The sequence below is a fragment of the Streptomyces sp. JNUCC 64 genome, from assembly GCF_054484115.1.
This window is the reverse complement of record NZ_CM137015.1, coordinates 6,508,659-6,534,339: the sequence shown is the minus strand read 5'-3', so window position 1 is coordinate 6,534,339 and position 25,681 is coordinate 6,508,659. Positions and strand designations below refer to the sequence as shown.

The 25,681-nt window shown below is 72.1% G+C and carries 18 protein-coding genes and 1 tRNA gene; 12 read left to right on the top strand and 7 right to left on the bottom strand.

What is annotated here, in order from left to right:
- The first annotated feature begins 175 nt into the window (after positions 1 to 175).
- Positions 176 to 436 carry a DUF6343 family protein gene (locus ACVWNX_RS26900; protein WP_454414954.1) on the top strand — a complete coding sequence of 87 codons (261 nt, stop codon included), beginning with the start codon at positions 176 to 178 and terminating at the stop codon, positions 434 to 436.
- A gap of 32 nt (positions 437 to 468) precedes the next feature.
- On the opposite strand, the gene ACVWNX_RS26895 is transcribed toward ACVWNX_RS26900, so the two are convergent.
- From ACVWNX_RS26895 to rpsA, 4 genes are all read right to left on the bottom strand, one after another.
- Positions 469 to 849 (bottom strand): tetratricopeptide repeat protein, encoded by a 381-nt coding sequence (locus tag ACVWNX_RS26895; RefSeq protein WP_454410665.1) that lies wholly within the window; start codon positions 847 to 849, stop codon positions 469 to 471.
- A gap of 146 nt (positions 850 to 995) precedes the next feature.
- Complete coding sequence (gene coaE, locus ACVWNX_RS26890) at positions 996 to 1,598, bottom strand: dephospho-CoA kinase (protein WP_454410664.1); 603 nt, start codon at positions 1,596 to 1,598, stop codon at positions 996 to 998.
- Between the two features lie 70 nt (positions 1,599 to 1,668).
- Positions 1,669 to 2,607 carry a PAC2 family protein gene (locus ACVWNX_RS26885; RefSeq protein WP_454410663.1) on the bottom strand — a complete coding sequence of 313 codons (939 nt, stop codon included), beginning with the start codon at positions 2,605 to 2,607 and terminating at the stop codon, positions 1,669 to 1,671.
- Between the two features lie 218 nt (positions 2,608 to 2,825).
- On the bottom strand, positions 2,826 to 4,322 hold the full coding sequence (gene rpsA, locus ACVWNX_RS26880) for a 30S ribosomal protein S1 (protein WP_454410661.1): 1,497 nt from the start codon (positions 4,320 to 4,322) through the stop codon (positions 2,826 to 2,828).
- A 395-nt stretch (positions 4,323 to 4,717) separates the two neighbouring features.
- On the opposite strand from rpsA, the gene ACVWNX_RS26875 reads away from it, so the two are divergent.
- On the top strand, positions 4,718 to 5,536 hold the full coding sequence (locus ACVWNX_RS26875; protein WP_454414953.1) for a class I SAM-dependent methyltransferase: 819 nt from the start codon (positions 4,718 to 4,720) through the stop codon (positions 5,534 to 5,536).
- 182 nt (positions 5,537 to 5,718) lie between these two features.
- Positions 5,719 to 8,325 carry an ATP-dependent helicase HrpB gene (gene hrpB, locus ACVWNX_RS26870; protein ID WP_454410659.1) on the top strand — a complete coding sequence of 869 codons (2,607 nt, stop codon included), beginning with the start codon at positions 5,719 to 5,721 and terminating at the stop codon, positions 8,323 to 8,325.
- 180 nt (positions 8,326 to 8,505) lie between these two features.
- Here the strand turns inward: hrpB and ACVWNX_RS26865 are convergent, their stop codons facing one another.
- Together ACVWNX_RS26865 and polA are read right to left on the bottom strand one after the other, a co-directional pair.
- The gene (locus ACVWNX_RS26865) at positions 8,506 to 10,308 is read right to left on the bottom strand and encodes a lytic transglycosylase domain-containing protein (protein ID WP_454410658.1); all 1,803 of its coding nucleotides are present in this window, start codon (positions 10,306 to 10,308) and stop codon (positions 8,506 to 8,508) included.
- Positions 10,309 to 10,612: 304 nt separating this feature from the next.
- Positions 10,613 to 13,342, bottom strand: a complete 2,730-nt coding sequence (polA, locus tag ACVWNX_RS26860) for a DNA polymerase I (RefSeq protein ID WP_454410657.1) — start codon at positions 13,340 to 13,342, stop codon at positions 10,613 to 10,615.
- 206 nt (positions 13,343 to 13,548) lie between these two features.
- Here polA and ACVWNX_RS26855 point away from each other — a divergent pair, with 206 nt between their 5' ends.
- The 7 genes from ACVWNX_RS26855 (at position 13,549) to ACVWNX_RS26825 (ending at position 23,781) form a co-directional block, all read left to right on the top strand.
- Positions 13,549 to 15,843, top strand: a complete 2,295-nt coding sequence (locus tag ACVWNX_RS26855) for an FdhF/YdeP family oxidoreductase (protein WP_454410656.1) — start codon at positions 13,549 to 13,551, stop codon at positions 15,841 to 15,843.
- 121 nt (positions 15,844 to 15,964) lie between these two features.
- Positions 15,965 to 16,423 (top strand): PaaI family thioesterase, encoded by a 459-nt coding sequence (locus tag ACVWNX_RS26850; RefSeq protein WP_454410654.1) that lies wholly within the window; start codon positions 15,965 to 15,967, stop codon positions 16,421 to 16,423.
- A gap of 1,397 nt (positions 16,424 to 17,820) precedes the next feature.
- Positions 17,821 to 19,041 carry a branched-chain amino acid ABC transporter substrate-binding protein gene (locus tag ACVWNX_RS26845; protein WP_454414952.1) on the top strand — a complete coding sequence of 407 codons (1,221 nt, stop codon included), beginning with the start codon at positions 17,821 to 17,823 and terminating at the stop codon, positions 19,039 to 19,041.
- A gap of 261 nt (positions 19,042 to 19,302) precedes the next feature.
- Positions 19,303 to 20,235, top strand: a complete 933-nt coding sequence (locus tag ACVWNX_RS26840) for a branched-chain amino acid ABC transporter permease (protein ID WP_454410652.1) — start codon at positions 19,303 to 19,305, stop codon at positions 20,233 to 20,235.
- Positions 20,236 to 20,240: 5 nt separating this feature from the next.
- Complete coding sequence (locus ACVWNX_RS26835) at positions 20,241 to 22,040, top strand: branched-chain amino acid ABC transporter permease (RefSeq protein WP_454414951.1); 1,800 nt, start codon at positions 20,241 to 20,243, stop codon at positions 22,038 to 22,040.
- Positions 22,041 to 22,045: 5 nt separating this feature from the next.
- Entirely contained in the window at positions 22,046 to 23,068 is a 1,023-nt protein-coding gene (locus ACVWNX_RS26830; RefSeq protein ID WP_454414950.1) for an ABC transporter ATP-binding protein, read from the top strand.
- Entirely contained in the window at positions 23,065 to 23,781 is a 717-nt protein-coding gene (locus ACVWNX_RS26825; protein ID WP_454410651.1) for an ABC transporter ATP-binding protein, read from the top strand. Before ACVWNX_RS26830 ends, ACVWNX_RS26825 begins: the two co-directional genes overlap by 4 nt.
- 132 nt (positions 23,782 to 23,913) lie before the next feature.
- On the opposite strand, the gene ACVWNX_RS26820 is transcribed toward ACVWNX_RS26825, so the two are convergent.
- Positions 23,914 to 24,573, bottom strand: a complete 660-nt coding sequence (locus tag ACVWNX_RS26820; RefSeq protein ID WP_454410650.1) for an ANTAR domain-containing response regulator — start codon at positions 24,571 to 24,573, stop codon at positions 23,914 to 23,916.
- A gap of 98 nt (positions 24,574 to 24,671) precedes the next feature.
- Here ACVWNX_RS26820 and ACVWNX_RS26815 point away from each other — a divergent pair.
- Both ACVWNX_RS26815 and ACVWNX_RS26810 read left to right on the top strand, forming a co-directional pair.
- A tRNA-Leu gene (locus tag ACVWNX_RS26815) sits at positions 24,672 to 24,746 on the top strand.
- Positions 24,747 to 24,852: 106 nt separating this feature from the next.
- On the top strand, positions 24,853 to 25,626 hold the full coding sequence (locus ACVWNX_RS26810; protein WP_454410648.1) for a transcriptional regulator: 774 nt from the start codon (positions 24,853 to 24,855) through the stop codon (positions 25,624 to 25,626).
- Positions 25,627 to 25,681 lie beyond the last annotated feature (55 nt).

The following is a 25,681-nucleotide window of genomic DNA, read 5'->3' as shown; positions in this document are numbered from 1 at the left end:
ACCGGTCGGCTCCCGCCTGATCGGTCGGCTCCGACGACGGCCGGAAGGGCCCCGCTGTCCGTCCAACGCCCCACCCTCACGAAAAGTGCCCGATCGTCACCGTGCGTGTTCACTCCGGTCGTCGCCCGCTCCGCGCGGCACGGGCGTACGGTGCAGGGAGGGAGTGGTGAGCGCGATGCGTACGGGCAACGAACCGATGACGGCGCGCAGTCCGCTGCGGATGCGGTTCTGGCTGAACCTGTGGGGGATGGCCTGGGCCGTCGCGGGGACGGCCGCCTTCGCCTGGGCGGAACGCCCGGGCTGGGCGGTGGCCTGCGGCATCCTCTGGCTGGTCACCGTGGTCGACATGGTCGCGATCGTCCGGCACATCAGACAGGGCCCGCACTACCAGCCCGGCCGGGACGTCCCGCCGTACGAACCGCCCTCCGAGCGCTGACGCCCGGCCGGAAGCCCGGCCCGGGACACGGGTCAGCCGTCGAAGCGGGCCGCCGCCAGGTACTCGGGGTTGGGGTCCAGGGCGGCCGCGAGCCTGAAGTGGCGCCGCGCCTGCTCCGGACTGCCCGCCCGTTCGTAGGTGCGGGCGAGCGCGAAGTGCGCGAAGGCGTTGTCCGGCTCGCGTTCCAGCACGATCGTGAACTCCAGCTCGGCCGGTCTGAGCTGGGCGGCGGCGAAGAACGCCCGGGCCCTCAGCAACCGGGCCGCCGTGTTCTCCGGATGCGCGGCGATGACCCGGTCCAGGAGTTTCACGGCCCCCTGCGGATCACGCGCGGCCAGCAGCCGCTCGGCGGCGCGGAAGTCGATGACATGCGTCTCCGGGCTGTTCCTGGTGGATCCACTGCGCTCGGGCACACCCCATCCCTTCCCCTCGTCACCCCGTTCAACGCCCGGAGCAACGGTCCGCATTCCCGGGGCAGCCGGTGCCGGAGCCCGGGTCCCGCCCGGACGGACGACCCGGCGAAGACGGAAGGACGAGGCGAAGACGGGAGGACGGGGCCTCACACCTTCGCGGCCCGGCATGACAGTTCCGCCCAGACCTCCGCAACCCGCTCCGCCAACCGGGCCAGGGGCACGTCGTTGTCGATGACGATGTCGGCGGCGGCGAGGCGCTGTTCCCTGGTGGCCTGGGCGGCCATCCGCGCGCGGGCGTCGTCCTCGGTCATGCCGCGCAGTCGCACCAGCCGGTCCCGCTGGGTCCCGGGGTCGACGTCGACCACGATCACGAGGTCGTAGAGGCCGGAGAGCCCGTTCTCCACGAGGAGGGGGACGTCCTGGACGACGACCGCGTCCCGGGGGGCCCGGTCCTTCAACTCGGCGGAACGGGCCCGGACCAGAGGGTGCACGATGCCGTTGAGGACGGCCAGGCGCTCCGGGTCCGCGAAGACGATCGCGCCGAGCGCGGGACGGTCGAGCGAGCCGTCCGAGGCCAGCACCCCCGGGCCGAACGCCTCCACCACGGCGGCGAGACCGGGGGTCCCCGGCTCGACCACCTCCCGGGCGATCCGGTCCGCGTCGATGAGGACGGCGCCGTGCTCCACGAGGAGTCGCGACACCTCGCTCTTGCCCGCCCCGATGCCTCCGGTCAACCCCACTGTCAGCATGGACGCAGCTTAGGCCGTCTCTTACGGATCTTGCCGGGCCGGTGGGCCACCGGCCCTCCGGACGGTCCGCTCAGCCGTCGCCCTCCCGTTCGGCGAGGAAGCGCTCGAATTCCTGGCCGATCTCGTCGGCGGAGGGGATGTCACTGGGTTCCGCGAGCATGTTGCCCCGGCTCTCCGCCCCGGCCGCCGCGTCGTACTGGTGCTCAAGGCCCTGGACGAGGCTGGTGAGCTCCTCGTCGCCCTCCCTGATCTGGCGGTCGATCTCGGTCTGGGTGCGGTGCGCCTCGGTGCGCAGGGAGTGGGCGACGCCCGGCAGGACGAGTCCGGTCGCGGAGGTGACGGCTTCCAGGACGGTGAGGGCGGCGTCCGGGTAGGGGGAGCGGGCGATGTAGTGCGGTACGTGCGCGGCGACGCCGAGGACGTCGTGTCCGGCCTCCATCAGCCGGTACTCCACCAGGGACTCGGCGCTGCCGGGGACCTGGGCCTCCTCGAAGGGGCTGCGGTGCCCGGGCACCAGGTCGGTGCGGGAGCCGTGCGGGGTGAGGCCGACGGGCCGGGTGTGCGGGACTCCCATGGGGATGCCGTGGAAGTTCACGGAGAGCCGGACCCCGAGGCGCTCGACGATCTGCTGGACGGCTGCGGCGAACCGCTCCCACTCGACGTCGGGCTCGGGCCCGGACAGCAGCAGGAAAGGCGCTCCGGTGGCGTCCTGCACCAGGCGCACCTCCAGTACGGGCACCTCGTACTCCGTCCAGCGGTCGCGCCGGAACGTCAGCAGGGGGCGTCTGGCGCGGTAGTCGACCAGCCGGTCGTGGTCGAAGCGTGCCACCACTTGGTGGGGCATCGCGTCGAGGAGTCTTTCGACGACCTGGTCACCGGTCTCGCCCGCGTCGATGTAGCCGTCGAAGTGGTAGAGCATCACCAGCCCGGCGGATTCCTGGGCCAACGCCATGTCGACGACGGCCAGTCCCTTCGGCTCCCACGTGTACAAACCCTGCGGATCAAGCACAGCCGCTCCTCCTCGTGTCCCTCAGTCAGAACACGCTGTGAGACGGAGGCATTCCCCGAGTGACGATCCGACATGTGCCGGTCATCTGTCCGCCCGGTCACCCGATCGGCGGAGGAGGGCGTTCCGGGGGCCGGGAGGCGTGCGGGGAAACGGCGTCGGGCCCGCACCCCCGAGGGGGTGCGGGCCCGACGTCAGCGGCTAGCGCCTAGTGGTGAGCGTCAGCTCTGGCCACCGGCGAGCTTCTCGCGGAGCGCGGCGAGCGCCTCGTCCGAAGCCAGGGCACCGGAGTTGTCCGCGGACTCCGAGGAGTACGAACCGCCACCGGCGGCAGCCTGGGCGGCGACGGCGTCGCCACCCTCGGCGGCAGCCTGCTCGTCGGCCTCGCGGGACTTGATGACCTGGGCCTGGTGCTGCTCGAAGCGGGTCTGCGCCTCGGCGTACTGGCGCTCCCACTCCTCGCGCTGCTTCTCGTACCCCTCGAGCCAGTCGTTGGTCTCGGGGTCGAAGCCCTCGGGGTAGATGTAGTTGCCCTGGTCGTCGTAGGACGCGGCCATGCCGTACAGGGTCGGGTCGAACTCGACCGCGGCCGGGTCGGCACCGAAGGACTCGTTGGCCTGCTTCAGCGAGAGGCTGATGCGACGGCGCTCGAGGTCGATGTCGATGACCTTGACGAAGATCTCGTCGTTGACCTGGACGACCTGCTCCGGGATCTCCACGTGGCGCTCGGCCAGCTCGGAGATGTGGACCAGGCCCTCGATGCCCTCGTCCACGCGGACGAACGCACCGAACGGAACGAGCTTGGTGACCTTGCCGGGGACGACCTGACCGATCTGGTGCGTCCGGGCGAACTGCTGCCACGGGTCTTCCTGGGTCGCCTTGAGCGACAGGGAGACGCGCTCGCGGTCCATGTCCACGTCGAGGACCTCGACGGTGACTTCCTGACCGACCTCGACGACCTCGGAGGGGTGGTCGATGTGCTTCCAGGAGAGCTCGGAGACGTGGACCAGACCGTCGACGCCACCCAGGTCCACGAAGGCACCGAAGTTGACGATCGAGGACACGACGCCGGAGCGGACCTGACCCTTCTGGAGGGTCGTGAGGAACGTCTGGCGGACCTCGGACTGGGTCTGCTCCAGCCAGGCACGGCGGGACAGGACCACGTTGTTGCGGTTCTTGTCCAGCTCGATGATCTTCGCCTCGAGCTCCTTGCCGACGTACGGCTGGAGGTCGCGGACACGGCGCATCTCGACCAGGGAGGCCGGGAGGAAGCCGCGGAGGCCGATGTCGAGGATGAGACCACCCTTGACGACCTCGATGACGGTACCGGTGACGATGCCGTCCTCTTCCTTGATCTTCTCGATGGTGCCCCAGGCGCGCTCGTACTGGGCGCGCTTCTTCGAGAGGATCAGGCGGCCTTCCTTGTCCTCCTTCTGAAGGACCAGGGCCTCGATCTCGTCGCCGACCTTGACGACCTCGTTCGGGTCGACGTCGTGCTTGATCGAGAGCTCGCGGCTCGGGATGACACCTTCGGTCTTGTAACCGATGTCGAGCAGGACCTCGTCCCGGTCGACCTTCACGATGACGCCGTCGACGATGTCGCCGTCGTTGAAGTACTTGATCGTCTCGTCGATCGCGGCGAGGAAGGCTTCCTCGTTACCGATGTCGTTGACCGCTACCTGCGGGGTGGTGGCGGTGGTCTCGGTGCTGCTCGTCATGTGGGAAAGGGCTCCGGTACGGACATTGAAGTCGTAGGTACTGCTACGCCGGGAGCCGTTGTCGCTCTGCAGAAGCCGGACAGCCTGGGAGGCGCTCTCCGGCCCCGCGAACGGGAAGGAGCTCACCTCGACAACCGAGGGGACATACAACAGACGCGAGCGCAGCCTGCTCTGTCTGAGGAGCGCAGGCTCGCAGCGCAACTTGTAGCATACGGGGGCAGCCGGACGGGGTCAATGCGCGAAAGGCGCACACCCGGGGGCGGATCGCCGCATTTCCGGCATCAGAACTGTCGAGTGACGCCACGGGGAACACATCCGGCCAGTCAGCGCCGCTTATCGGCCGGATCGAAACCCGTCCTTCGGCGGTTGCACGGAAGAGTACGACGAGGGAGCCGATCATCCAAGAGGTCGAACCGCTCGAACCGGAAGCCACTCGGCGCACCGTCTCGGGCACGGAGAGCAGCCGCGCGAACCGCGGCTGGTGGGACCGCAACGCCGACGAGTACCAGAACGACCACGGGGGCTTCCTCGGGGACGAGGGGTTCGTGTGGGGCCCCGAGGGACTGGACGAGGCGACGGCCGGGCTGCTGGGTCCGGCGGCGGAGCTGAAGGACCGCGACGTCCTGGAGATCGGCGCGGGCGCGGCCCAGTGCTCGCGCTGGCTGGCCGCGCGGGGCGCCCGGCCGGTGGCGCTGGACCTGTCGCACCGGCAGCTCCAGCACGCGCTGCGGATCGGCGCGGACGGGGTGGGCCTGGTGGAGGCCGACGCGGGCGCGCTGCCCTTCCGCGACGGCTCCTTCGACCTGGCGTGCTCGGCGTACGGCGCGCTGCCGTTCGTCGCGGACCCGGTGCGGGTGCTGCGAGAGGTGCGGCGGGTGCTGCGGCCCGGCGGCCGGTTCGTCTTCTCGGTGACGCACCCGATCCGCTGGGCGTTCCCGGACGAGCCCGGCCCCGAGGGCCTGTCGGTGGCGTCCTCCTACTTCGACCGGACCCCGTACGTGGAGCAGGACGAGCGCGGCGACGCGGTGTACGTGGAGCACCACCGCACGGTGGGCGACCGGGTGCGGGACGTGGTGGCGGGCGGATTCCGGCTGCTGGACCTCGTGGAGCCGGAGTGGCCGGAGTGGAACGACGCGGAGTGGGGCGGGTGGTCGCCGTTGCGGGGGCATCTGATCCCCGGCACGGCGATCTTCGTCTGCGCACGGGACGACTGATCCCGGAAACGGGCCGGTCCCGACCCGGAGGGGGCCGGTCCCGCCGTGGAGCGGGGCGGGCGCCCCGTGGAGCGGGTCCGGGTACCCGGACCGGAGCCGGGAAAGTCACATGATCCGCTGATCCGACCCTGCCTGTGGACAACGGGACGCACGGGTCCGGGCGGAGGCCGCACACTGACCGCATGATCCGAACCGACGCACTCGACCGTCTGCCGGTACGCGAAGCCGTTCCCGCGCTCCTGTCCGCCCTGGACTCCCAGGGCACCGCGGTGCTGTGCGCGCCCCCCGGCACCGGGAAGACGACCCTGGTCCCGCTGGCGCTCGCGGGTCTCGCGGGATACGGCGGAGGGTCAGAGGACGGCGGGGCGGGGCGGACACCGGGCCGGGTGATCGTCGCGGAGCCCCGCCGGATCGCCGCCCGGGCGGCGGCGCGGCGGATGGCCTGGCTCCTCGGGGAACGGCCGGGCGAGAGCGTCGGCTTCACCGTGCGCGGGGAGCGGGCGGTGGGGCCGCGGACCCGGGTCGAGGTGGTCACGACCGGGGTGCTGCTCCAGCGGCTCCAGCGGGACCAGGAGCTGACGGGCGTGGACACCGTCGTCCTGGACGAGTGTCATGAACGGCACCTCGACGCGGACACGGCGGCGGCGTTCCTCCTCGACGTCCGGGGCGCCCTGCGGCCGGACCTCCGGCTGGTGGCCGCCTCCGCGACGACCGACGCGCGGGGCTGGGCCGGGCTGATGGACGGGGCGCCGGTGATCGAGGCGGTCGGCACCTCCCATCCGGTGGACGTCGTCTGGGCGCCGCCGCCCCGTGTGGTGCGGCCCCCGCACGGCACCCGGGTCGACCCCGCGCTGCTGACGCACATCGCCTCGGTGGTGCGGCGCGCGCTGTCCGAGCGGACCGGCGACGTGCTGTGCTTCCTGCCCGGGGTCGGGGAGATCGCCCGGGTCGCGGGCGAGCTGGCGGGGGTGGGGGACGTGGAGGTCCTCCAGGTGCACGGCCGGGCGCCCTCCGGGGTGCAGGACGCGGTGCTGGCGGGCGGCACCGGGCGGCGGGTGGTCCTCGCGACCTCGGTGGCCGAGTCGAGTCTGACCGTGCCCGGGGTGCGGGTCGTGGTGGACTCGGGGCTGGCCAGGGAGCCCCGGACGGACCACGCGCGCGGGCTCGGCTCCCTGACCACGGTCCGGGCGTCACGCGCGGCGGCCCGGCAGCGCGCGGGGCGGGCGGGCCGGGAGGCCCCGGGCGCGGTGTACCGCTGCTGGTCGCCCGTGGAGCACGAGCGGCTGCCCCCGTTCCCGGCGCCCGAGATCAAGGTGGCCGAGCTGACCGCGTTCGCGCTCCAGAGCGCGGTGTGGGGCGACCCGGACGCCTCGGGCCTGGCGCTGCTGGACGCCCCGCCGAAGGGGGCGATGGCGGCGGCCCGGTCGGTGCTGACCGCGATCGGCGCGGTCGACGCGGACACCGGACGGGTGACCGAGCGGGGTCGGCGGATGGCCCGGGTCGGGCTGCACCCCCGGCTGGCCCGGGCCCTGCTCGACGGTGCCGCCGAGGTGGGCGGCCGACGGGCGGCCGAGGTGGTGGCGCTGCTGAGCGAGGAACCCCCCAGGGAGTACGGCGACGACCTCGCCGCCGTGTGGCGCGCGGCCCGGCGGGGCGGCGACGGCTACGCCGCGCGGTGGCGGACCGAGGTGCGCAGACTGACGGCCGCGCTGGAGGAGACGACGCCGTCCGGAGCGCGGGGCGGCCCCGGCTCCCCCGTGGGCGTCCCGGCCGTGCCGCCTGGCGGCGAGGGCCCCGGCCCGTCCGGGGACCGGGACCGGAGCGGGGGGCTGGTGGTGGCGCTGGCGTTCCCGGAGCGGCTGGCGCGTGAACGGGGCGAGGGCGACTACCGGATGGTGTCCGGCACCCGGGCCGAGCTGGGCGGCGGGTCGGCGCTGCGGGGCGTGCCGTGGCTGGCGGTGGCCGTCGCGGACCGTCCGGCGGGCGCGGGGCACGCGCGGGCGCGGCTCGCCGCCGTCGTGGACGAGGACATCGCCCGGCGGGCGGCGGCGCCGCTGCGCGTGGAGGGGGAGGAGGTGGCCTGGACGGACGGCGATCTGGTCGCCCGGCGGGTGGAAAGGCTGGGGGCGGTGGAACTGACCGTGCGCCCGTTGCGCGAACCCGATCCCGCCCTGGTCCGGGAAGCGCTGCTCCAAGGGCTGCGCAGGGAGGGTCCCGGGCTGCTGCGCTGGGACGCCGACGCGGTGGGGTTGCGGCAGCGGCTGGCGTTCCTGCGCCGGGTGGTGGGGGGCGGCTGGCCCGAGGTCTCGGACGAGGCGCTGATCGCGCGGGCCGACGAGTGGCTGGAGCCGGAGCTGGGACGTGCCCGGAGCAGGGCGCAGCTCGCGCGGATCGACGCGGGGCGGGCGCTCGTCCGGCTGCTGCCGTGGGCGAGCGGGGAGGCCGCGCGCCTCGACGAGCTGGCGCCGGAGCGGATCGCGGTCCCGAGCGGTTCCCGGATCAGGGTGGACTACACGGACCCGGAGCGCCCGGTGCTGGCCGTGAAGCTCCAGGAGATGTTCGGGCTGGCGCGGACGCCGGAGGTGGCGGGGGTGCCGCTGCTGGTGCACCTGCTGTCCCCCGCCGGTCGTCCGGCCGCGGTGACCGCGGACCTGGCGTCGTTCTGGGCCGAGGGGTACCGGGCGGTGCGGGCCGAGCTGCGGGGGCGCTACCCCAAGCACCCGTGGCCGGAGGACCCCGCGACGGCCGAGCCGACCCGGCACACCACCGCACGGGCCGCCCGGGGTTGACGACCGCTCTCCCGGTCGCGGACGGCCGCCCGCGACCGGGTGGGAAAGGGGAACCGTCCGGTGAGGCGGGGCGTCCGGGGCCCACGGTCCCGCTCCATCCGGTGGGGTGGGGCTCCTCCGGCCGCGTTCCGCTCCGCCCGGGCGGGGCGGAACGGGACCGGGAGGCGAGGCCCCGGCGGATCAGACCGGGAGCTCGGGCTGGGGGGCCTCGACCTTCAGGGGGACGGTGAGCGTGCCCCCGCCGGGGGTGGTGATCCGCAGCAGGAAGGTGCCGGTGGTGTCGTCCGCGTAGAGCCGGGGCAGGCGCAGCCGTCCGCCCTCGTCGGTGACGAGACCGGTGACGGTGCGCAGGGGCTTGCCCTGGGTGCCCTTGAAGTAGGGGCCCTTGTCGTTCTCGGCCGGGTCGTCGTCGGCCTTGACGAGGGTGGCGGTGACGGCGACGCCGGACGCGTCGGTGCCCCGGTGGGTGGCCTTGATGTCGACGGGCGCGGCGAACACGGCGCCGGGCGCGCAGATCAGCTCCCGGTCACCGACGCGGACCAGGGTGTCGGCGCGGCGCTCGACGACGGTCGCGGGCAGATCGGCGCGCACGGCACGGCCGACGACCACGGCCCGGACGGTGAAGTCGCCGGCCTGTTCGCCGGCGAGCAGACCGGGGGCGGTGGCGATCCCTGACCGGTCGGTGACGACGGTGGCGACGCTCTCCCCGTCGACGAAGGTGGTGTCGGTGTCCCCGACCAGGGTGAAGCGGACGCGGACCTTGGCCACGGCCTCCCCGGACCGGGTGAGGGCGCGGACCTCCGCGGGGTTCGCGAACGCCTCGCCCGCGGTCGCCTTGAGCCGTGCGCCGCTGGCGGCCACCAGCCGCTTGACGGTGTCGGTCGGTGTGGGGGGCGTCGTCGGAGGAGTGGTCGGCGGGGTGGTGGGCGGCTTCGTCGGCGGCTTGGCCGTGGGCGGCTTGACCGGGGGCTTCGCCGGTGGGGTCGGGGTGCCGGTGGGCGGGCGGGTGGGGGTGTCGGGCCGGGGCGAGGGGCCGCCCCCCGGGGTCTCCGGACGGGGCGAGGGGCCCGGAGTGCGCTCGGGCTGGCGCGGCGTGGACGAGCCGGGGCGGTCCGGGCGGCCGGTGTCGCTGCGGTCCCGGTCCCTGGGCACCGAGCCGGAGCCGTCGGGGATCTCGTGGGTGCCCTCGCGGTAGTAGTCCAGCCAGGTCAGCACGGTGTTCGCGTACTCGGTGGAACGGTTGTAGCTGAGGATCGCGGCGCGCAGTTCGGAGGCGGAGGAGAGGTCGCGGCCCCCCGCGCAGAGGTACCGCGCGGCGGCGAGCGCGGCGTCGTAGATGTTGTTGGGGTCGCGCTTGCCGTCCCCGTTGGCGTCGGCTCCCCAGCCTTCGCCGTCCGGTCCGCCCTGGCCCCAGGTGGAGGGGATGAACTGCATCGGTCCGACGGCCCGGTCGTACCGGGAGTCGCCGTCGAACGCGCCGTCGTCGGTGTCGGAGATGTTCGCGAAGCCGTTGCCGTCGAGGACGGGGCCGAGGATCGGGGAGGGTGTCGTGCCGTCGGCGGCGACCTGGCCGCCACGGGCGTGGCCCGACTCGACCTTGCCGATCGCGGCGAGCAGCTGCCAGGGCAGATTGCACTGGGGCTGGGAGGCGCGGACGGAGGACTCGGCCTGCTTGTAGGCGTCGAGGACGGTCGCCGGTATGCCCGACTCGGAGCCGCCCGCGGCGGTCTGTCCACCCGCGCCCGGAGGCACGGCCGGGCTCTTGAGCGGCGGGAGTTCGGTGTAGTAGGGCGAGTTGCCGGTGGCCGAGTGGGCGTTGCCCTCGCCGCCGGGCAGGGTGTCGGCCGTCTGCAGCCCGGACGGGGAGTCGGTGCCCCCCTCCGCGCCGGGCGCGCCCGACGCGGACAGTGCCGCCACGGCCAGCGCCGCGACGGCGGTGGTCGCCGCTCCCTTGTACAGTCGCCTGCCGAGGTACGCCGCCATTGACCCCTTCTCCTCCCGCCGGTTCCGTCCGCCGCGCGCACCGTGCCGCACGCGCTCCGCCCCAGGCGACCCTACGGCAACTTCCTCCGCGTAGACATGGGTTCGCGTCCGTTTTGCGGCAGTTGGTACTTCAGTGAGGGATAGGGACACGGACTCGGGACGGTGTCGTTCACCACGGACCACCCGGTTCCGGTGCCCGGAGGACGGCCACCCGCCCTCCCCCGGCACGGAGGTGACGGTGCGGGCCCTCGGAGAACGACCGGCCCCCGGGTGTCCCGGGGGCCGGTCGGACGGGAACGGCGCCTCAGTGCGCGGCGGACTCCCAGTCGCCGCCGACACCGACCGAGACGTCCAGCGGGGCCCGGAGCCGTACCGCGTCCGCCATCTCCCGGCGGACCAGCGCCTCCAGTTCCTCCCGCTCACCCGGGGCCACTTCCAGGACGATCTCGTCATGGACCTGGAGCAGCATCCGCGAGGCCAGTCCCGCCTCCCGCACGGCGCGGTCCACGTTCAGCATGGCGATCTTGACGATGTCGGCGGCCGTGCCCTGGATGGGGGCGTTGAGGGCCATCCGCTCGGCCATCTCCCGGCGCTGCCGGTTGTCGCTGTTGAGGTCGGGGAGGTAGCGGCGACGGCCGAAGAGGGTCTCCGTGTACCCGGTGGCCCGGGCCTCCTCCACCACCCGGTGCAGATAGTCGCGCACCCCGCCGAAGCGCTCGAAGTAGGTGTCCATCAGGGCGCGGGCCTCCGACGCCTCGATGTTGAGCTGCTGGGAGAGGCCGAACGCCGACAGTCCGTACGCGAGTCCGTAGGACATGGCCTTGATCTTGCGGCGCATCTCCGCGTCCACCCCGGACCGTTCCACCCCGAACACCTGGGAGGCGACGGTGGTGTGGAGGTCCTCGCCGGAGGTGAACGCCTCGATGAGGCCCGCGTCCTCCGAGAGATGGGCCATCACCCGCAGTTCGATCTGGCTGTAGTCCGCCGTCATCAGGGACTCGAAGCCCTCGCCGACCACGAACCCCCGGCGGATCGCCCGGCCCTCGTCCGTGCGCACCGGGATGTTCTGGAGGTTCGGATCGGTGGACGACAGCCGTCCCGTCGCCGCCACGGTCTGGTTGAACGTGGTGTGGATCCGGCCGTCCGCGGCGACCGTCTTGATCAGCCCCTCGACCGTGACCCGCAGCTTCGCCTGCTCGCGGTGGCGGAGCATGATGACGGGCAGCTCGTGGTCGGTCTGGGTGGCGAGCCAGGCCAGAGCGTCCGCGTCGGTGGTGTAGCCCGTCTTGGTCTTCTTGGTCTTCGGCAGGTCCAGCTCGCCGAAGAACACCTCCTGGAGCTGCTTGGGCGAACCGAGGTTGAACTCACGGCCCACCGAGGCGTGCGCCTCCTTCACCGCCAGCTGCACGGCACCCGCGAACACCTGCTCCAGCGACTCCAGATGGGTCCGGTCGGCCGCGATGCCGTGCCGTTCCATCCGGGCGAGCAGGGCCGAGGTGGGCAGCTCCACATCGCGCAGCAGCTCCACCGCGCCGACCTCCGGCAGCCGGGCCTCGAAGGCCCCGCCCAGGTCGAGGACCGCGCGGGCCTGCACCATCAGCGCCTGCGCCTCCGCCTCCTCGTCCGCCCCGAACGCCAGCTGCCCGTCGGCCGCGGCGGCGGGCGCCAGCTCGCGGCCCAGGTACTCCAGCGTCAGCGCGTCCAGCGCGAAGGAGCGGCGGCCCGGCTTCACCAGGTACGCGGCGAGCGCGGTGTCCATGGTGACGCCGTCGACCGTCCAGCCGTGCTCCGCGAAGACCCGCATCACGCCCTTGGCGTTGTGCAGCACCTTGGGGCGGGCGGCGTCGGCGAGCCAGGCGGCGAACGCGTTCTCGTCGGCCTGGTCGAGCTGGGCCGGATCGAACCAGGCGGCCGAGCCGTCCGCCGCGGCGAGCGCGACCTCGGTGACCGTGCCCGTCCCCAGCGACCAGGTGTCCACCGTCGCCAGACCGAGCGGCGCGTCCGCGTGCCCGGCGAGCCAGGGCGCCACCCCGCCCGTCCCCAGCACCGCGCCGTCGACCTCGACGCCCGCCTCGACCACCGGCGCCTCCTCGACCACGCCCGGGTCCACCGCCAGCAGCCGCTCGCGCAGCGACGGGTTGCGGATCTCCAGGGTGTCCAGGACCAGCGTCACGGCCTTGCGGTCGTAGGGGGCGCGCTCCAGGTCGGGAACCGCCCGGGGCAGCTCCACGTCCCGGGTCAGCTCCGTCAGCCGGCGGTTCAGCTTCACGGCCTCCAGGTGGTCGCGCAGGTTCTGCCCGGCCTTGCCCTTGACCTCCTCGACGCGCTCCACCAGCTCCGCGAACGAACCGAACTGGTTGATCCACTTCGCCGCCGTCTTCTCGCCCACCCCGGGGATGCCGGGCAGGTTGTCGGACGGATCACCGCGCAGCGCGGCGAAGTCGGGGTACTGCGCGGGGGTCAGCCCGTACTTCTCCTGGACCTTCTCCGGGGTGAACCGGGTCAGCTCGGAGACGCCCTTCGTCGGGTACAGCACCGTCGTGTGCTCGCTGACCAGCTGGAACGAGTCGCGGTCCCCCGTGACGATCAGCACCTCGAAGCCCTCGGCCTCGGCGCGCGTCGCGAGCGTCGCGATCACGTCGTCCGCCTCGAAGCCGTCCACCGCGAACCGCTCCGCGCGCATCGCGTCCAGCAGCTCGCCGATCAGCTCCACCTGCCCCCGAAACTCGTCGGGCGTCTTGGAACGGTTCGCCTTGTACTCCGCGTACTCCTCCGACCGCCACGTCTTGCGGGAGACGTCGAACGCCACCGCGAAGTGCGTGGGCGCCTCGTCGCGCAGGGTGTTCGCCAGCATCGACGCGAAACCGTAGATCGCGTTCGTCGGCTGGCCCGCCGCGGTCGTGAAGTTCTCCACGGGCAGCGCGAAGAACGCGCGGTACGCCAGCGAGTGCCCGTCCATGAGGAGCAGTCGCGGCCGTCCGCCGCCGTCCGCGCCCGCCGCCGTGCCGGTCTTCTTCGATGCTGTCTCTGCCACGACCCCGATCCTGCCACGCCCCACTGACACCCGGCTCCGCCCCCGTCCGCGCCCGCGCGCCGTCCCACCCGCGGAACGGCTCCCCGCCACGCCTGTGACGACGGTCCCGCCGTCACACCCCCGTGGAACAATCGGACGTCCGCGACGGGACCGGGACGCCCGGGCCCCGTCACGGCGACCGGACCCGCGCCCGACGAGGAGCCGAGATGGCCAGCGAAGCACCCCGGACCGACCCGGCGCAGGACGCCCCCGAGGTGTCCCCGCCCCCGCACGCGGCGGCCGGACTGCCCGCGGTCGGCCACTCCCTGCGCATGGCCACCCGGCAGATGGGCGTCCGCCGCACCGCGCTCACCCTGCTGCGCGTCAACCAGAAGGACGGCTTCGACTGCCCCGGCTGCGCCTGGCCCGAACCGGAGCACCGGCACACCGCCGAGTTCTGCGAGAACGGCGCCAAGGCCGTCGCCGAGGAGGCCACCCTGCGCCGGGTCACCCCCGACTTCTTCGCCCGGCACTCCGTCGCCGACCTCGCCACCCGCAGCGGCTACTGGCTCGGCCAGCAGGGCCGTCTCACCCACCCGATGCACCTCCCCGAGGGCGCCGACCACTACGAGCCGGTCAGCTGGGAACGCGCCCTCGGGATCGTCGCGGAGGAACTGAACGCGCTCGGCTCGCCCGACGAGGCCGTCTTCTACACCTCCGGCCGCACCAGCAACGAGGCCGCGTTCCTCTACCAGCTCTTCGTCCGCGAGTACGGCACCAACAACCTCCCCGACTGCTCCAACATGTGCCACGAGTCCTCGGGCTCCGCGCTCACCGAGACCCTCGGCGTGGGCAAGGGCAGCGTCCTCCTCGACGACCTCCACCAGGCCGACCTGATCATCGTCGCCGGACAGAACCCGGGCACCAACCACCCCCGGATGCTGTCCGCGCTGGAGAAGGCCAAGCGCGCGGGCGCGAAGATCATCACGGTCAATCCGCTGCCCGAAGCGGGCATGGAACGGTTCAAGGACCCCCAGACCCCCCGTGGACTCCTCCGGGGCACCGCGCTCACCGACCTCTTCCTCCAGATCCGCATCGGCGGCGACCAGGCCCTCTTCCGCCTCCTCAACCGGCTGCTCCTCGACGCCGACGCCGACGGCACCGAGGACGCCGTCGACCACGACTTCGTCCGCGAGCACACCCACGGCTACCCGGAGTTCGCGGCCGCCGCCCGCACCGCCGACTGGGACGCCACCCTCGCCGCCACCGGACTCGAACGCGCCGCCGTCGAGGAGGCGCTGCGCATGGTCCTCGCCTCCCGGCGCACGGTCGTCTGCTGGGCGATGGGCCTCACCCAGCACCGCCACTCCGTCGCCACCATCCGCGAGGTCGTCAACCTCCTGCTGCTGCGCGGCGCCGTCGGCCGCCCCGGCGCCGGGGTGTGCCCGGTGCGCGGCCACTCCAACGTCCAGGGCGACCGCACCATGGGGATCTTCGAACGCCCCACCGACGCCTTCCTCGACGCCCTGGAGAAGGAGTTCGGCTTCACCCCGCCGCGCGCCCACGGCCATGACGTCGTCCGCGCCATCCGCGCGCTGCGCGACGGCGACGCCAAGGTCTTCGTCGCCATGGGCGGCAACTTCGTCTCCGCCTCCCCCGACACCGACGTCACCGAGGCCGCCGTGCGACGCGCCCGTCTCACGGTGCACGTCTCCACCAAGCTCAACCGCTCGCACGTCGTCACCGGCGCCCGCGCCCTGATCCTGCCGACCCTCGGACGCACCGAACGCGACGTCCAGGCGGGCGGCGAGCAGTTCGTCACCGTCGAGGACTCCATGGGCATGGTCCACACCTCCCGGGGACGGCTCGCCCCGGCCGGTCCCGACCTGCTGTCCGAACCGGCCATCGTCTGCCGTCTCGCCCGCGCGGTGCTCGGCGACCGCAGCGCCACGCCCTGGGAGGAGTTCGCGGACGACTACTCCACCGTCCGCGACCGCATCGCGCGCGTGATCCCCGGTTTCGAGGACTTCAACGCCCGCGTCGCCCGGCCCGGCGGCTTCACCCTGCCCCACGCGCCGCGCGACGAGCGCCGCTTCCCCACCGCCACCGGCAAGGCCAACTTCACGGCCGCTCCCGTCACCTGGCCGCGGGTGCCCGAGGGACGGCTGCTGCTCCAGACGCTGCGCTCCCACGACCAGTACAACACCACCGTGTACGGGCTCGACGACCGCTACCGGGGCATCAGAAACGGCCGCCGCGTGGTGCTGGTCCACCCCGAGGACGGGGCCGCGCTGGGGTTCCCCGACGGGTCGTACGCGGACCTGGTCGGCGAGTGGCACGACGGGGTCGACCGGCGCGCGCCCGGGTTCCGGGTGGTCCACTACCCCACCGCCCGGGGGTGCGCGGCCGCGTACTACCCGGAGACGAACGTCCTCGTCCCCCTCGACTCGACCGCCGACACCAGCAACACCCCGGCCAGCAAGTCCGTCGTCGTCCGGCTCGAACCCCCCGAAGGCGCGTGACCGTCCGTCCGGCCGGTTCGCCCGATCGGCCGGACGGAACCCTGGTAGAACGGATGGCGCACGACAGGTGCACACCACACGCGTTTCGTCGTCCGACGAACCGGAACGGAAGTGGAGTCCCATGGGCGACCGGCACACCGTGAAGTTCCCCCAAGAGGTCCTCGACGAGTACGCCTCCCTGGGCGTCGACCTCGCCGCCCTGTTCTCCGCGGGGCACCTCGGCACCCGCATGGGCGTCGAGATAGCGGAGGCGTCCGCCGAGCGGGTCGTGGGCAGCATGCCCGTCGAGGGCAACACCCAGCCGTACGGGCTGCTGCACGGAGGCGCCTCGGCCGTCCTGGCGGAGACGCTGGGGTCCATCGGCGCCATGCTGCACGGCGGTCCCCGGCGGATCGCCGTGGGGGTGGACCTCAACTGCACCCACCACCGGGGGGTGCGGTCCGGCCGGGTCACGGGGGTCGCCACCCCGCTCCACCGGGGCCGGTCCACCGCCACGTACGAGATCGTCATCACGGACGACGAGGACCGGCGGGTGTGCACCGCCCGGCTCACCTGTCTGATCCGGGAGGCGGGCGCCTGATCCGGGGAGTGCGCTGATCCGGGGGCCGCTTCCACGAGACGGGACCGGGGACGGTCGGGCGGCCCCGGCGGTCTGGCGGTCTGGCGGTCTGGCGGTCTGGCGGTCTGGCGGTCTGGCGGTCTGGCGGTCTGGCGGTCTGGCGGTCTGGCGGTCTGGCGGTCTGGGCCAACGGGGGGAGGGCCGCGCGGTTCGTCGGGGCTCCTTCCCACGGAATCCGCCCGTCCGGTGGCGGGCGGTCCCCCGGTACCGGACGGCACCCCCCGGTGGCGACCCGGCGAACCCTCGTGGGCCCGCCTTCCGGGGCCCGTTGTCCACTATGCGGACCGGTCCCGGTACGACGTCCGGATACCGCCCACGCCGCCCGCACCGGCGGGCCGGGCGGCACCGTGAGCGTCACCCGCCCGTCACCCAGCGAGACGGCGGACCGTCACCCCGCCCCGGAGTACCGGCCGGACGGCGGACACGACTCGTGACGTCCCGCCCCCGCGCCACCTCCGTGGCGCCCCGGCCCCCGGCCATCGCACCGGCCCGCCCACCGGGCCGACGCCGTCCACCGGAACCGCCCGCCGACCGGCCGGTGACGCCCCGGACCCCAGTGGACCACCACGGACGCCCTTCCCCTCCGGCGGATTCCGGCCGCGTCCGGAACCCGGACGCCTGACGCCCCCTCATATCAGCACGCAGCCAAGCGAATCGGCGCACACCGCGCGACCGGTATCGATCGGCCACCCGCGCGCCCGCACGGCGCGGGACGGGAGCGTCAGTGACGCGCGTCGACTCCCGGGACGGACCACCAGGCCCCGGCCCGCGCCCGGGGCGCGCCGCGCCGACCGGACGGAGATCGCCTCCGGACGCCCCGGAGAGCGGGAAGGCGCGCGCTCCACCCCCGACTCCGTCGGTGTTCCGGCCGGTGACTCCCGGACACCGCCGACCGTCCGCACACAGGACATAAAGGGGCGTTGGCTTCGAACTCCCACTGAATACCGAACCCTCCCCCCGCGCGTCACGCTACGTAACACGGGCGCAATAATGGCCGAATATCTCGATGTTATCGACATCTAAATTATCGATCATTTTCGGGCAGCCAAAACGATCATCAAGTGTCCGTTCTCCGGCACCTTCCGCACCACCAAGCGGAAGTGCGGACTCTCAGAATGTGGACCACCCGGAGAAACCGCCGAACCCGTTCACGGCACAGTGAGTGGAATGAGAAATTCCGGTGCGTCATAACAAGAGAGTCACAAGCAGCCCCACGCCACTGCCCCCGGCCATAGCTCCGGCCTAGAGTCACCGCCAGTCACCGCTCCACCGGGAGTTCGGTACCAGCTCGGCATTGTTCCGGCCCCACCAGGGAAGGATTCGCCGGGCGGAAAGGACTGATTGTGCGACAGCGTTCCTTGCTGATACTCACCTCCGTTCTCACCACCGGAGCGCTCACCCTCACCGCTTGTGGATCACGGGACGAAGGGGGCTCCGGGGATGACTCGGGCGGCGACACCACCCTCACCATCGGCGTGGACGCACCCCTGTCCGGCGAGAATTCCGCCACCGGACTCGGCATCCGCTACGGGGCCAAGATCGCCGTCGACGACGCCAACGCGAAGAAGCTCGTTCCCGGGGTGAAATTCGAGCTCAAGGCCCTCGACGACAAGGCCCAGCCCGCCACCGGACAGCAGAACGCCACCGCCCTCGTCGGCGACGAGTCGGTCGTCGGGGTCGTCGGCCCCCTCAACTCGGGTGTCGCCCAGACCATGCAGCAGGTCTTCGCCACCGCCAACCTGGTCCAGATCTCGCCCTCCAACACCGACCCCGGACTGACCCAGGGCAAGAACTGGCGGAGCGGCGACAAGAAACGGCCCTACCCCACCTACTTCCGCACCGCCACCACCGACGCCCTCCAAGGCGGCTTCGCGGCCGACTACGCCTACAACACCCTCAAGAAGAGGAAGGTGTACGTCGTCGACGACAAGCAGGCCTACGGCGCCGGACTGGCGAAGATCTTCCGCGAGGAGTTCAAGAAGCTCGGCGGCGAGGTCGTCGGCACCGACAGCATCAACACCGGCGACAAGGACTTCGCGGCCGTCGTCACCAAGGTCGAGGAGGCCAAGGCCGACCTCCTCTACTACGGGGGCCAGTACGACGAGTCCCAGCTCATCACCAAGCAGCTGAAGGAAGCCGGGGCCAAGATCCCGCTCTTCGGCGGCGACGGCATGTTCACCCCCACCTACATCGAGACCGCGGGCTCCACCTCCGAAGGCGACCTGGTCACCTCCGTCGGCGTCCCCGTCGACACCCTCCCCGCCGCCAAGAAGTTCATCGAGACCTACAAGGCCAAGGGCTACAAGGGCGACTACGGCACCTACGGCGGCTACTCCTACGACGCCACCTCCGCCATCATCAACGCGGTCAAGGCGGTCAAGGAAGCCAACGACGGCAAGCTGCCCGGCAAGACCCTGCGCGAGGAGGTCGTCGAAGCGGTCGGCAAGAGCGACTTCGAGGGCATCACCGGCAACGTCTCCTTCGACGAGTACGGGGACACCGGCAACAAGCAGCTGACCGTGTACCAGGTCAAGGACGGCAAGTGGGAAGCCGTCAAGACCGGCACCTACAACGGCTGACCCGGCCCCGCGCCACGGCGGCCCGGCCCACGGCACCGCTCACCGCCACCGGGCGCACCACCGGCCCGTGACACCACGGCGGCCCCCGTGACGCCACGCCACCGCACCCGCCGACGCCGCACCCGGAACACCCACCGCACCACCGGCACCACCAGGCGGCACCGGCACCACCCAGGGCCGCGCGGCGGGCAGACCCCCACCGCGCGGCCCCTCGTCTGACCCCACCCTGCACTCACCCCCAGCGACAATGGAGGCCACGCGGTGAACACCCTGCCGCAGCAGCTGGCCAACGGGCTGCTCCTCGGCTCGATGTACGGGCTGATCGCCATCGGGTACACGATGGTCTACGGCATCGTCCAGCTGATCAACTTCGCGCACGGCGAGATCTTCATGATCGGCGGCTTCGGCGCGCTGACCGTCTACGCCTACGTCCTGCCGACCGGCACCTCCCTGTGGGCCGCGCTGCCCCTGATGCTCATCGGAGGCGGCCTCATCGCCGTCCTCTTCGCGATGGGAGCCGAACGCTTCGCCTACCGGCCCCTGCGCGGAGCACCACGGCTAGCCCCCCTCATCACCGCCATCGGCCTCTCCCTGGCCCTCCAGGAAGTCGTCCGCAACTTCTACCCCCGCGCCGACAAGCCCCGCGTCTTCCCCGAACTCGGCGGCGGAAGCTACGAGATCGGCTCCCTCACCGTCACCCGCGCCGACATCTTCCTCCTCGTCGTCGCCGCCGTCTGCATGACCGGCCTCGCCCTCTTCGTCCGCCGCAGCCGCACCGGACGCGCCATGCAGGCCACCGCGCAGGACCCCGACACCGCGCAGCTCATGGGCATCGACACCAACCGCATCATCGTCATCGCCTTCGCGATCGGCGGCTTCTTCGCCGCCGTCGCCGCCGTCGCCTACGGCTTCAAATACGGCCACGTCGAATACCGCATGGGCTTCATCATGGGGCTCAAGGCGTTCACCGCCGCCGTCCTCGGCGGCATCGGCAACATCTACGGCGCCATGCTCGGCGGCGTCGTCCTCGGCGTCGCCGAAACCCTCGCCAGCGCCTACATCGACGGCGTCCCCGGCATGGACCAGCTCGGCGGCGCCAGCTGGGCCAACGTCTGGGCCTTCTGCCTCCTCATCCTCGTCCTCCTGCTCAGGCCCCAGGGCCTGCTCGGCGAGCGCGTCGCGGACAGGGCGTGACCACCATGACGACCACCACCCACCGCACCGCCGCGCTGCTCCCCCTGCCCGTTCCCGCCGCCCGCGCCCTCGTCCTCACCGGCGGAATCGCCAGCCTCGTCTCCCCGTTCCTCTCCTGGACCTGGACCAGCGAGTTCCCCGGCGACCTCACCGTCTACGGATACCCCGGCGGACTCCAGTGGATGACCCTCGTCGCCGGAGCCCTCACCACCCTCTACGCCCTCGCCTCCCACCAGGTCCGCGGAGTGCGCCGGCTCAACCCCGGCGGCGGCGACGCGCCCCTCGTGCTCTCCGCGCTCGGCCTCCTCGGCACCACCTGGTTCACCGTCCTCGCGATAGCCGTCACCCTCGGCGGCCTCGCCAACCTCGAACCGGGCGGCTACCTCGCCGCCGTGGCCGCCGCCCTGCCCCTCCTCGGCGCCCTCGCCCTCCCCCAGACCACCGAACCCCGCCCCGACGGCACGACCGACCGGCGCGACGTCCTGCGACGGCTGTTCCGCAGACCCGAACGGATCCCCGCCCCCACCCCCATGGCCCCCTGGGTCCAGCGGGCGGTCCTCACCCTGGTCGTCCTCGCCGGACTCGGCGTCTTCACCTACGGCGTCGACACCCCCTCCGAAGAGGGCGAGACCTTCATCGGATACCTCATCGTCGTCACCCTCGGCATCTGGGCCCTCAGCACCGCCGGGATCATCGCCAGGATCTCCCGGATCGCCGCCGAACACCGCTCCTTCACCCTGGCCATGGGCTTCGCCGCGGCCATCGTCTTCCCCTTCACCCAGACCGACGACCACTACGCCAACATCGGCGTCAACATCCTCATCTTCGGCACCGTCGCCCTCGGCCTGAACATCGTCGTCGGCCTCGCCGGACTCCTCGACCTCGGCTACGTCGCCTTCCTCGGGGTCGGTGCCTACACCGCCGCCCTCGTCTCCGGATCCGAGTTCTCCCGGTTCTCCGGTGTCCAGTTCCCCTTCTGGGCCGCCGCCCTCACCGGCGCCCTCGCCTCACTCGTCTTCGGCGTCCTCATCGGCGCGCCCACCCTGCGGCTGCGCGGCGACTACCTCGCCATCGTCACCCTCGGCTTCGGCGAGATCTTCCGCATCGCCGTCAACAACCTCGACGGCGACTCCGGACCCGACATCACCAACGGCCCCACCGGCATCTCCTCCATCCCCGACCTGAAGATCCTCGGCTTCGACTTCGGCGAAACCCATGACATCGCGGGGATCACCCTCGGCCGGTTCGCCAACTACTACCTGCTGATGGTCCTGGTCATGGCCATCGTCGTCCTCGTCTACAACCGCGCCGCCGACTCCCGCATCGGACGCGCCTGGGTCGCCATCCGCGAGGACGAGACCGCCGCCACCGCCATGGGCATCAACGGCTTCCGGGTCAAACTCATCGCCTTCGCCCTCGGCGCCGCCCTCGCCGGACTCGCCGGAACCGTCAGCGCCCACGTCACCTACAGCGTCGTCCCCAACCCCTACCAGTTCGCCGGATCCACCCCGCCCAACTCCGCGTTCCTCCTCGCCGCCGTCGTCCTCGGCGGCATGGGCACCGTCAGCGGCCCCCTCCTCGGCGCCGCGCTCCTCTACCTCCTCCCCGAGAAACTGGTGTTCCTCCAGGACAAGTCCCTGCTCGCCTTCGGCGTGGCGCTCGTCGTGCTGATGCGCTTCCGGCCCGAGGGCATCATCGCCAACCGGCGCCAGCAACTGGAGTTCCACGAGACCGGCCAACCCGACGTCCCCGAACCACGACCCGAACCGGGTCCGGCCGTCAACACCACCAAGGCGGGGGCGTGACCCGTATGAGCACCAGCACCAGTACCAGCACCGACACCACGGCCCCCACCAGTGACCCCGTCCTCCGGGCCACCGGGGTCACCATGCGCTTCGGCGGCCTCACCGCCGTACGATCCGTCGACTTCACCGTCCACCCCGGCGAGATCGTCGGACTCATCGGCCCCAACGGCGCCGGGAAGACCACCTTCTTCAACTGCCTCACCGGCCTCTACGTCCCCACCGAGGGCACCGTCGCCTACCGGGGGACCGTCCTCCCGCCCAAACCCCACCTCGTCACCCAGGCCGGAATCGCCCGCACCTTCCAGAACATCCGCCTCTTCGCCAACATGACCGTCCTGGAGAACGTCCTCGTCGGACGGCACACCCGCACCAAGGAAGGACTCTGGTCCGCCCTGCTGCGCGGCCCCGGCTTCAAGAAGGCCGAACGCGAGTCCGAAGAACGCGCCATGCAACTGCTCGACTTCATCGGCCTCGCCGCCAAGCGCGACCACCTCGCCCGCAACCTCCCCTACGGCGAACAACGCAAACTGGAGATCGCCCGCGCCCTCGCCAGCGACCCCGGACTCCTCCTCCTCGACGAACCCACCGCGGGCATGAACCCCCAGGAGACCCGCGCCACCGAGGACCTCGTCTTCGCCATCCGCGACCAGGGCATCGCCGTCCTCGTCATCGAGCACGACATGCGCTTCATCTTCAACCTCTGCGACCGCGTCGCCTGCCTCGTCCAGGGCGAGAAGCTCGTCGAGGGCACCAGCGACGTCGTCCAGAGCGACCCCCGCGTCATCGCCGCCTACCTCGGCACCCCCTTCGAAGGAGCCCCCGAGGACCCCGCCGCCGAAGAGATCGCCGCCGCCGAACAGGCCGCCCACACCGGCCCCGCCGACGCCGTCCCGCCCGGCCCGACCGGCGCCGAGCCGCCCCCGCCCGGCTCCACCGACGCCGCCCCGGACGCCCCGGCCACCACCGGGAAGGGCACCACCCCGCAGGACGGCACCCGCACCACCCGCCCGGAAGGGGACACCCCGTGACCGCGCTCCTCGAAGTCAGGGACCTCAAGGTCGCCTACGGCAAGATCCAAGCCGTCAAGGGAATCTCCTTCACCGTGGACGAGGGCCAGGTCGTCACCCTCATCGGCACCAACGGCGCCGGGAAGACCACCACCCTGCGCACCATCTCCGGCCTGCTGAGACCCCTGAGCGGCACCATCACCTTCGCCGGACAGCCCCTGGGGGCCATACCCGCCCACAAGATCGTCGCCCTCGGCCTCGCCCACTCCCCCGAGGGCCGCCACATCTTCCCCCGCCTCAGCATCGAGGAGAACCTCCAGCTCGGCGCGTTCCTCCGCAAGGACACCGACGGCATAGCCCAGGACGTCCAACGCGCCTACGACCTCTTCCCCATCCTCGGCGAACGCCGCGGACAGGCCGCCGGAACCCTCTCCGGCGGCGAACAGCAGATGCTCGCCATGGGCCGCGCCCTGATGTCCCGGCCCAAGCTCCTCATGCTCGACGAACCCTCCATGGGCCTCTCACCGATCATGATGCAGAAGATCATGTCCACCATCGCCGAGCTGAAGGCCCGGGGCACCACGATCCTCCTCGTGGAACAGAACGCGCGGGCCGCGCTCTCCCTCGCCGACCACGGCCATGTGATGGAGACCGGCCGGATCGCGCTCTCCGGCGCCGGACCCGACCTCCTCCACGACGAGTCCGTCCGCAAGGCCTACCTCGGAGAGGACTGAACGGGCCCTCGGAGAACGGGCGGCCCCGCCCTCCCAGGGGGAACGGGCCGGGACACGACGGAGGCCCCCACCCGGGAAACACCTCCCGGACGGGGGCCTCCGCGCACGCCCGCACGCCGTGACCGCGCGGCGCTACTGCTGCTTCTCCTTCGCCGCGCGGCGCTCCCGGCCGTCCTCGATCACGGCCTCCGCGACCTCCCGCATGGACAGCCTGCGGTCCATCGACGTCTTCTGGATCCAGCGGAACGCGGCGGGCTCCGCCAGCCCGTACTCGGTCTGGAGCACCGACTTGGCCCGGTCCACCAGCTTGCGGGTCTCCAGCCGCTGGGTGAGGTCCGCGACCTCGTTCTCCAGGGTGCGCAGCTCCGTGAACCGCGAGACCGCCATCTCGATCGCCGGGACGACGTCGCTCTTGCTGAACGGCTTCACCAGGTACGCCATCGCACCCGCGTCACGCGCCCGCTCCACGAGGTCCCGCTGCGAGAAGGCGGTCAGCATCAGGACCGGGGCGATCGAGTCCTGGGCGATGCGCTCGGCGGCGGAGATGCCGTCCAGCTTCGGCATCTTCACGTCCAGGATCACCAGGTCGGGACGGAGCTCCCGGGCCAGCGCCACGGCCGTCTCGCCGTCACCGGCCTCGCCGACCACGCTGTAGCCCTCCTCCTCCAGCATCTCTTTGAGGTCGAGGCGGATCAGCGCCTCGTCCTCGGCGATGACGACCCGGGTCGTCAGCGGAGGCACATGCGACTTGTCGTCGTCTTCTACGGGCTGGGGCGGCTCGGGGGCGGTCACTTTGGGCTCCTTGTCAGGGCGGAGTACTGCTCCCAAGAGCCTACCCAGCTGCGGTATGGTTGGGAGCCAAGGGGGGCTCGTATCCCTTGCTTTCCAAGGCCCCAGTACTCCAACTGGTTAGAGAGGCCGCTCTCAAACAGCGGACAGTGTGGGTTCGAATCCCACCTGGGGCACTTTACCTTCGATCCGAAGGTCGCCCATTGAAGCGGATGTACACGTTCTCGTGAACATCCGCTTTTTCCTGCGCGCCGCCGCCGTCCGTGCCCCACCGTTGGACGTGTGTACGACATCCACACCCGCACGCGGGTGCTCGCCTTGGTGGCCCAAGGCCGCAGTCTGAACTCCGTGAGCATCGAGACGGGCGTGTCGCGTGCCGCGATCCGCTCCTGGCGCACCCGCCCCGAGCCCGTCAGACGCGGCGGTCTGCCCTGCCCCAGATGCCAGGAGTCACCGGCGCCACCGGAGGACACGGCCGCCTACGGATACCTGCTCGGGCTCTACCTCGGAGACGGCTGCCTCAGCGAACACCGGAGAGGCGTGTACGCCCTCCGGATCGCCTGCGCCAACGCCTGGCCGGGGCTCATCGACGCCTGCGAGGCCGCCGTGCGGGCCGTCCGGCCGGACAACTCGACGTTCCGCGTCGAGAAGCAGGGCTGCGTCTCCGTGACGTCGGCCAGCAAGCACTGGCCGTGCTTCTTCCCCCAGCACGGTCCCGGGCGGAAGCACAAGCGGCGGATCTCCCTGGAGCCCTGGCAACGGGAGATCGTCGACGCCCACCCTTGGGAGTTCATCCGGGGGCTCATCCACTCGGACGGCTGCCGGACCGTCAACCGGACCTCACGGCTCGTCCGGGGAACGCTCCAGCGCTACGAGTACCCCCGGTACTTCTTCACCAACGAGTCGGACGACATCCGTGCCCTGCTCACCGACGCCCTCGACGCCGTGGGGGTCGAGTGGACCGTCCTCAGACGTCAGGGCAGACCGCTGAACGTCTCCGTGGCCAGAAGGGCCTCCGTGGAGCTCATGGACCGTCACATAGGCCCGAAGCACTGACCCGGGGGCGGGCGGGGGCTCGGGGTCTTTCGGCCGCCCCGCTCCGCGGGGATCA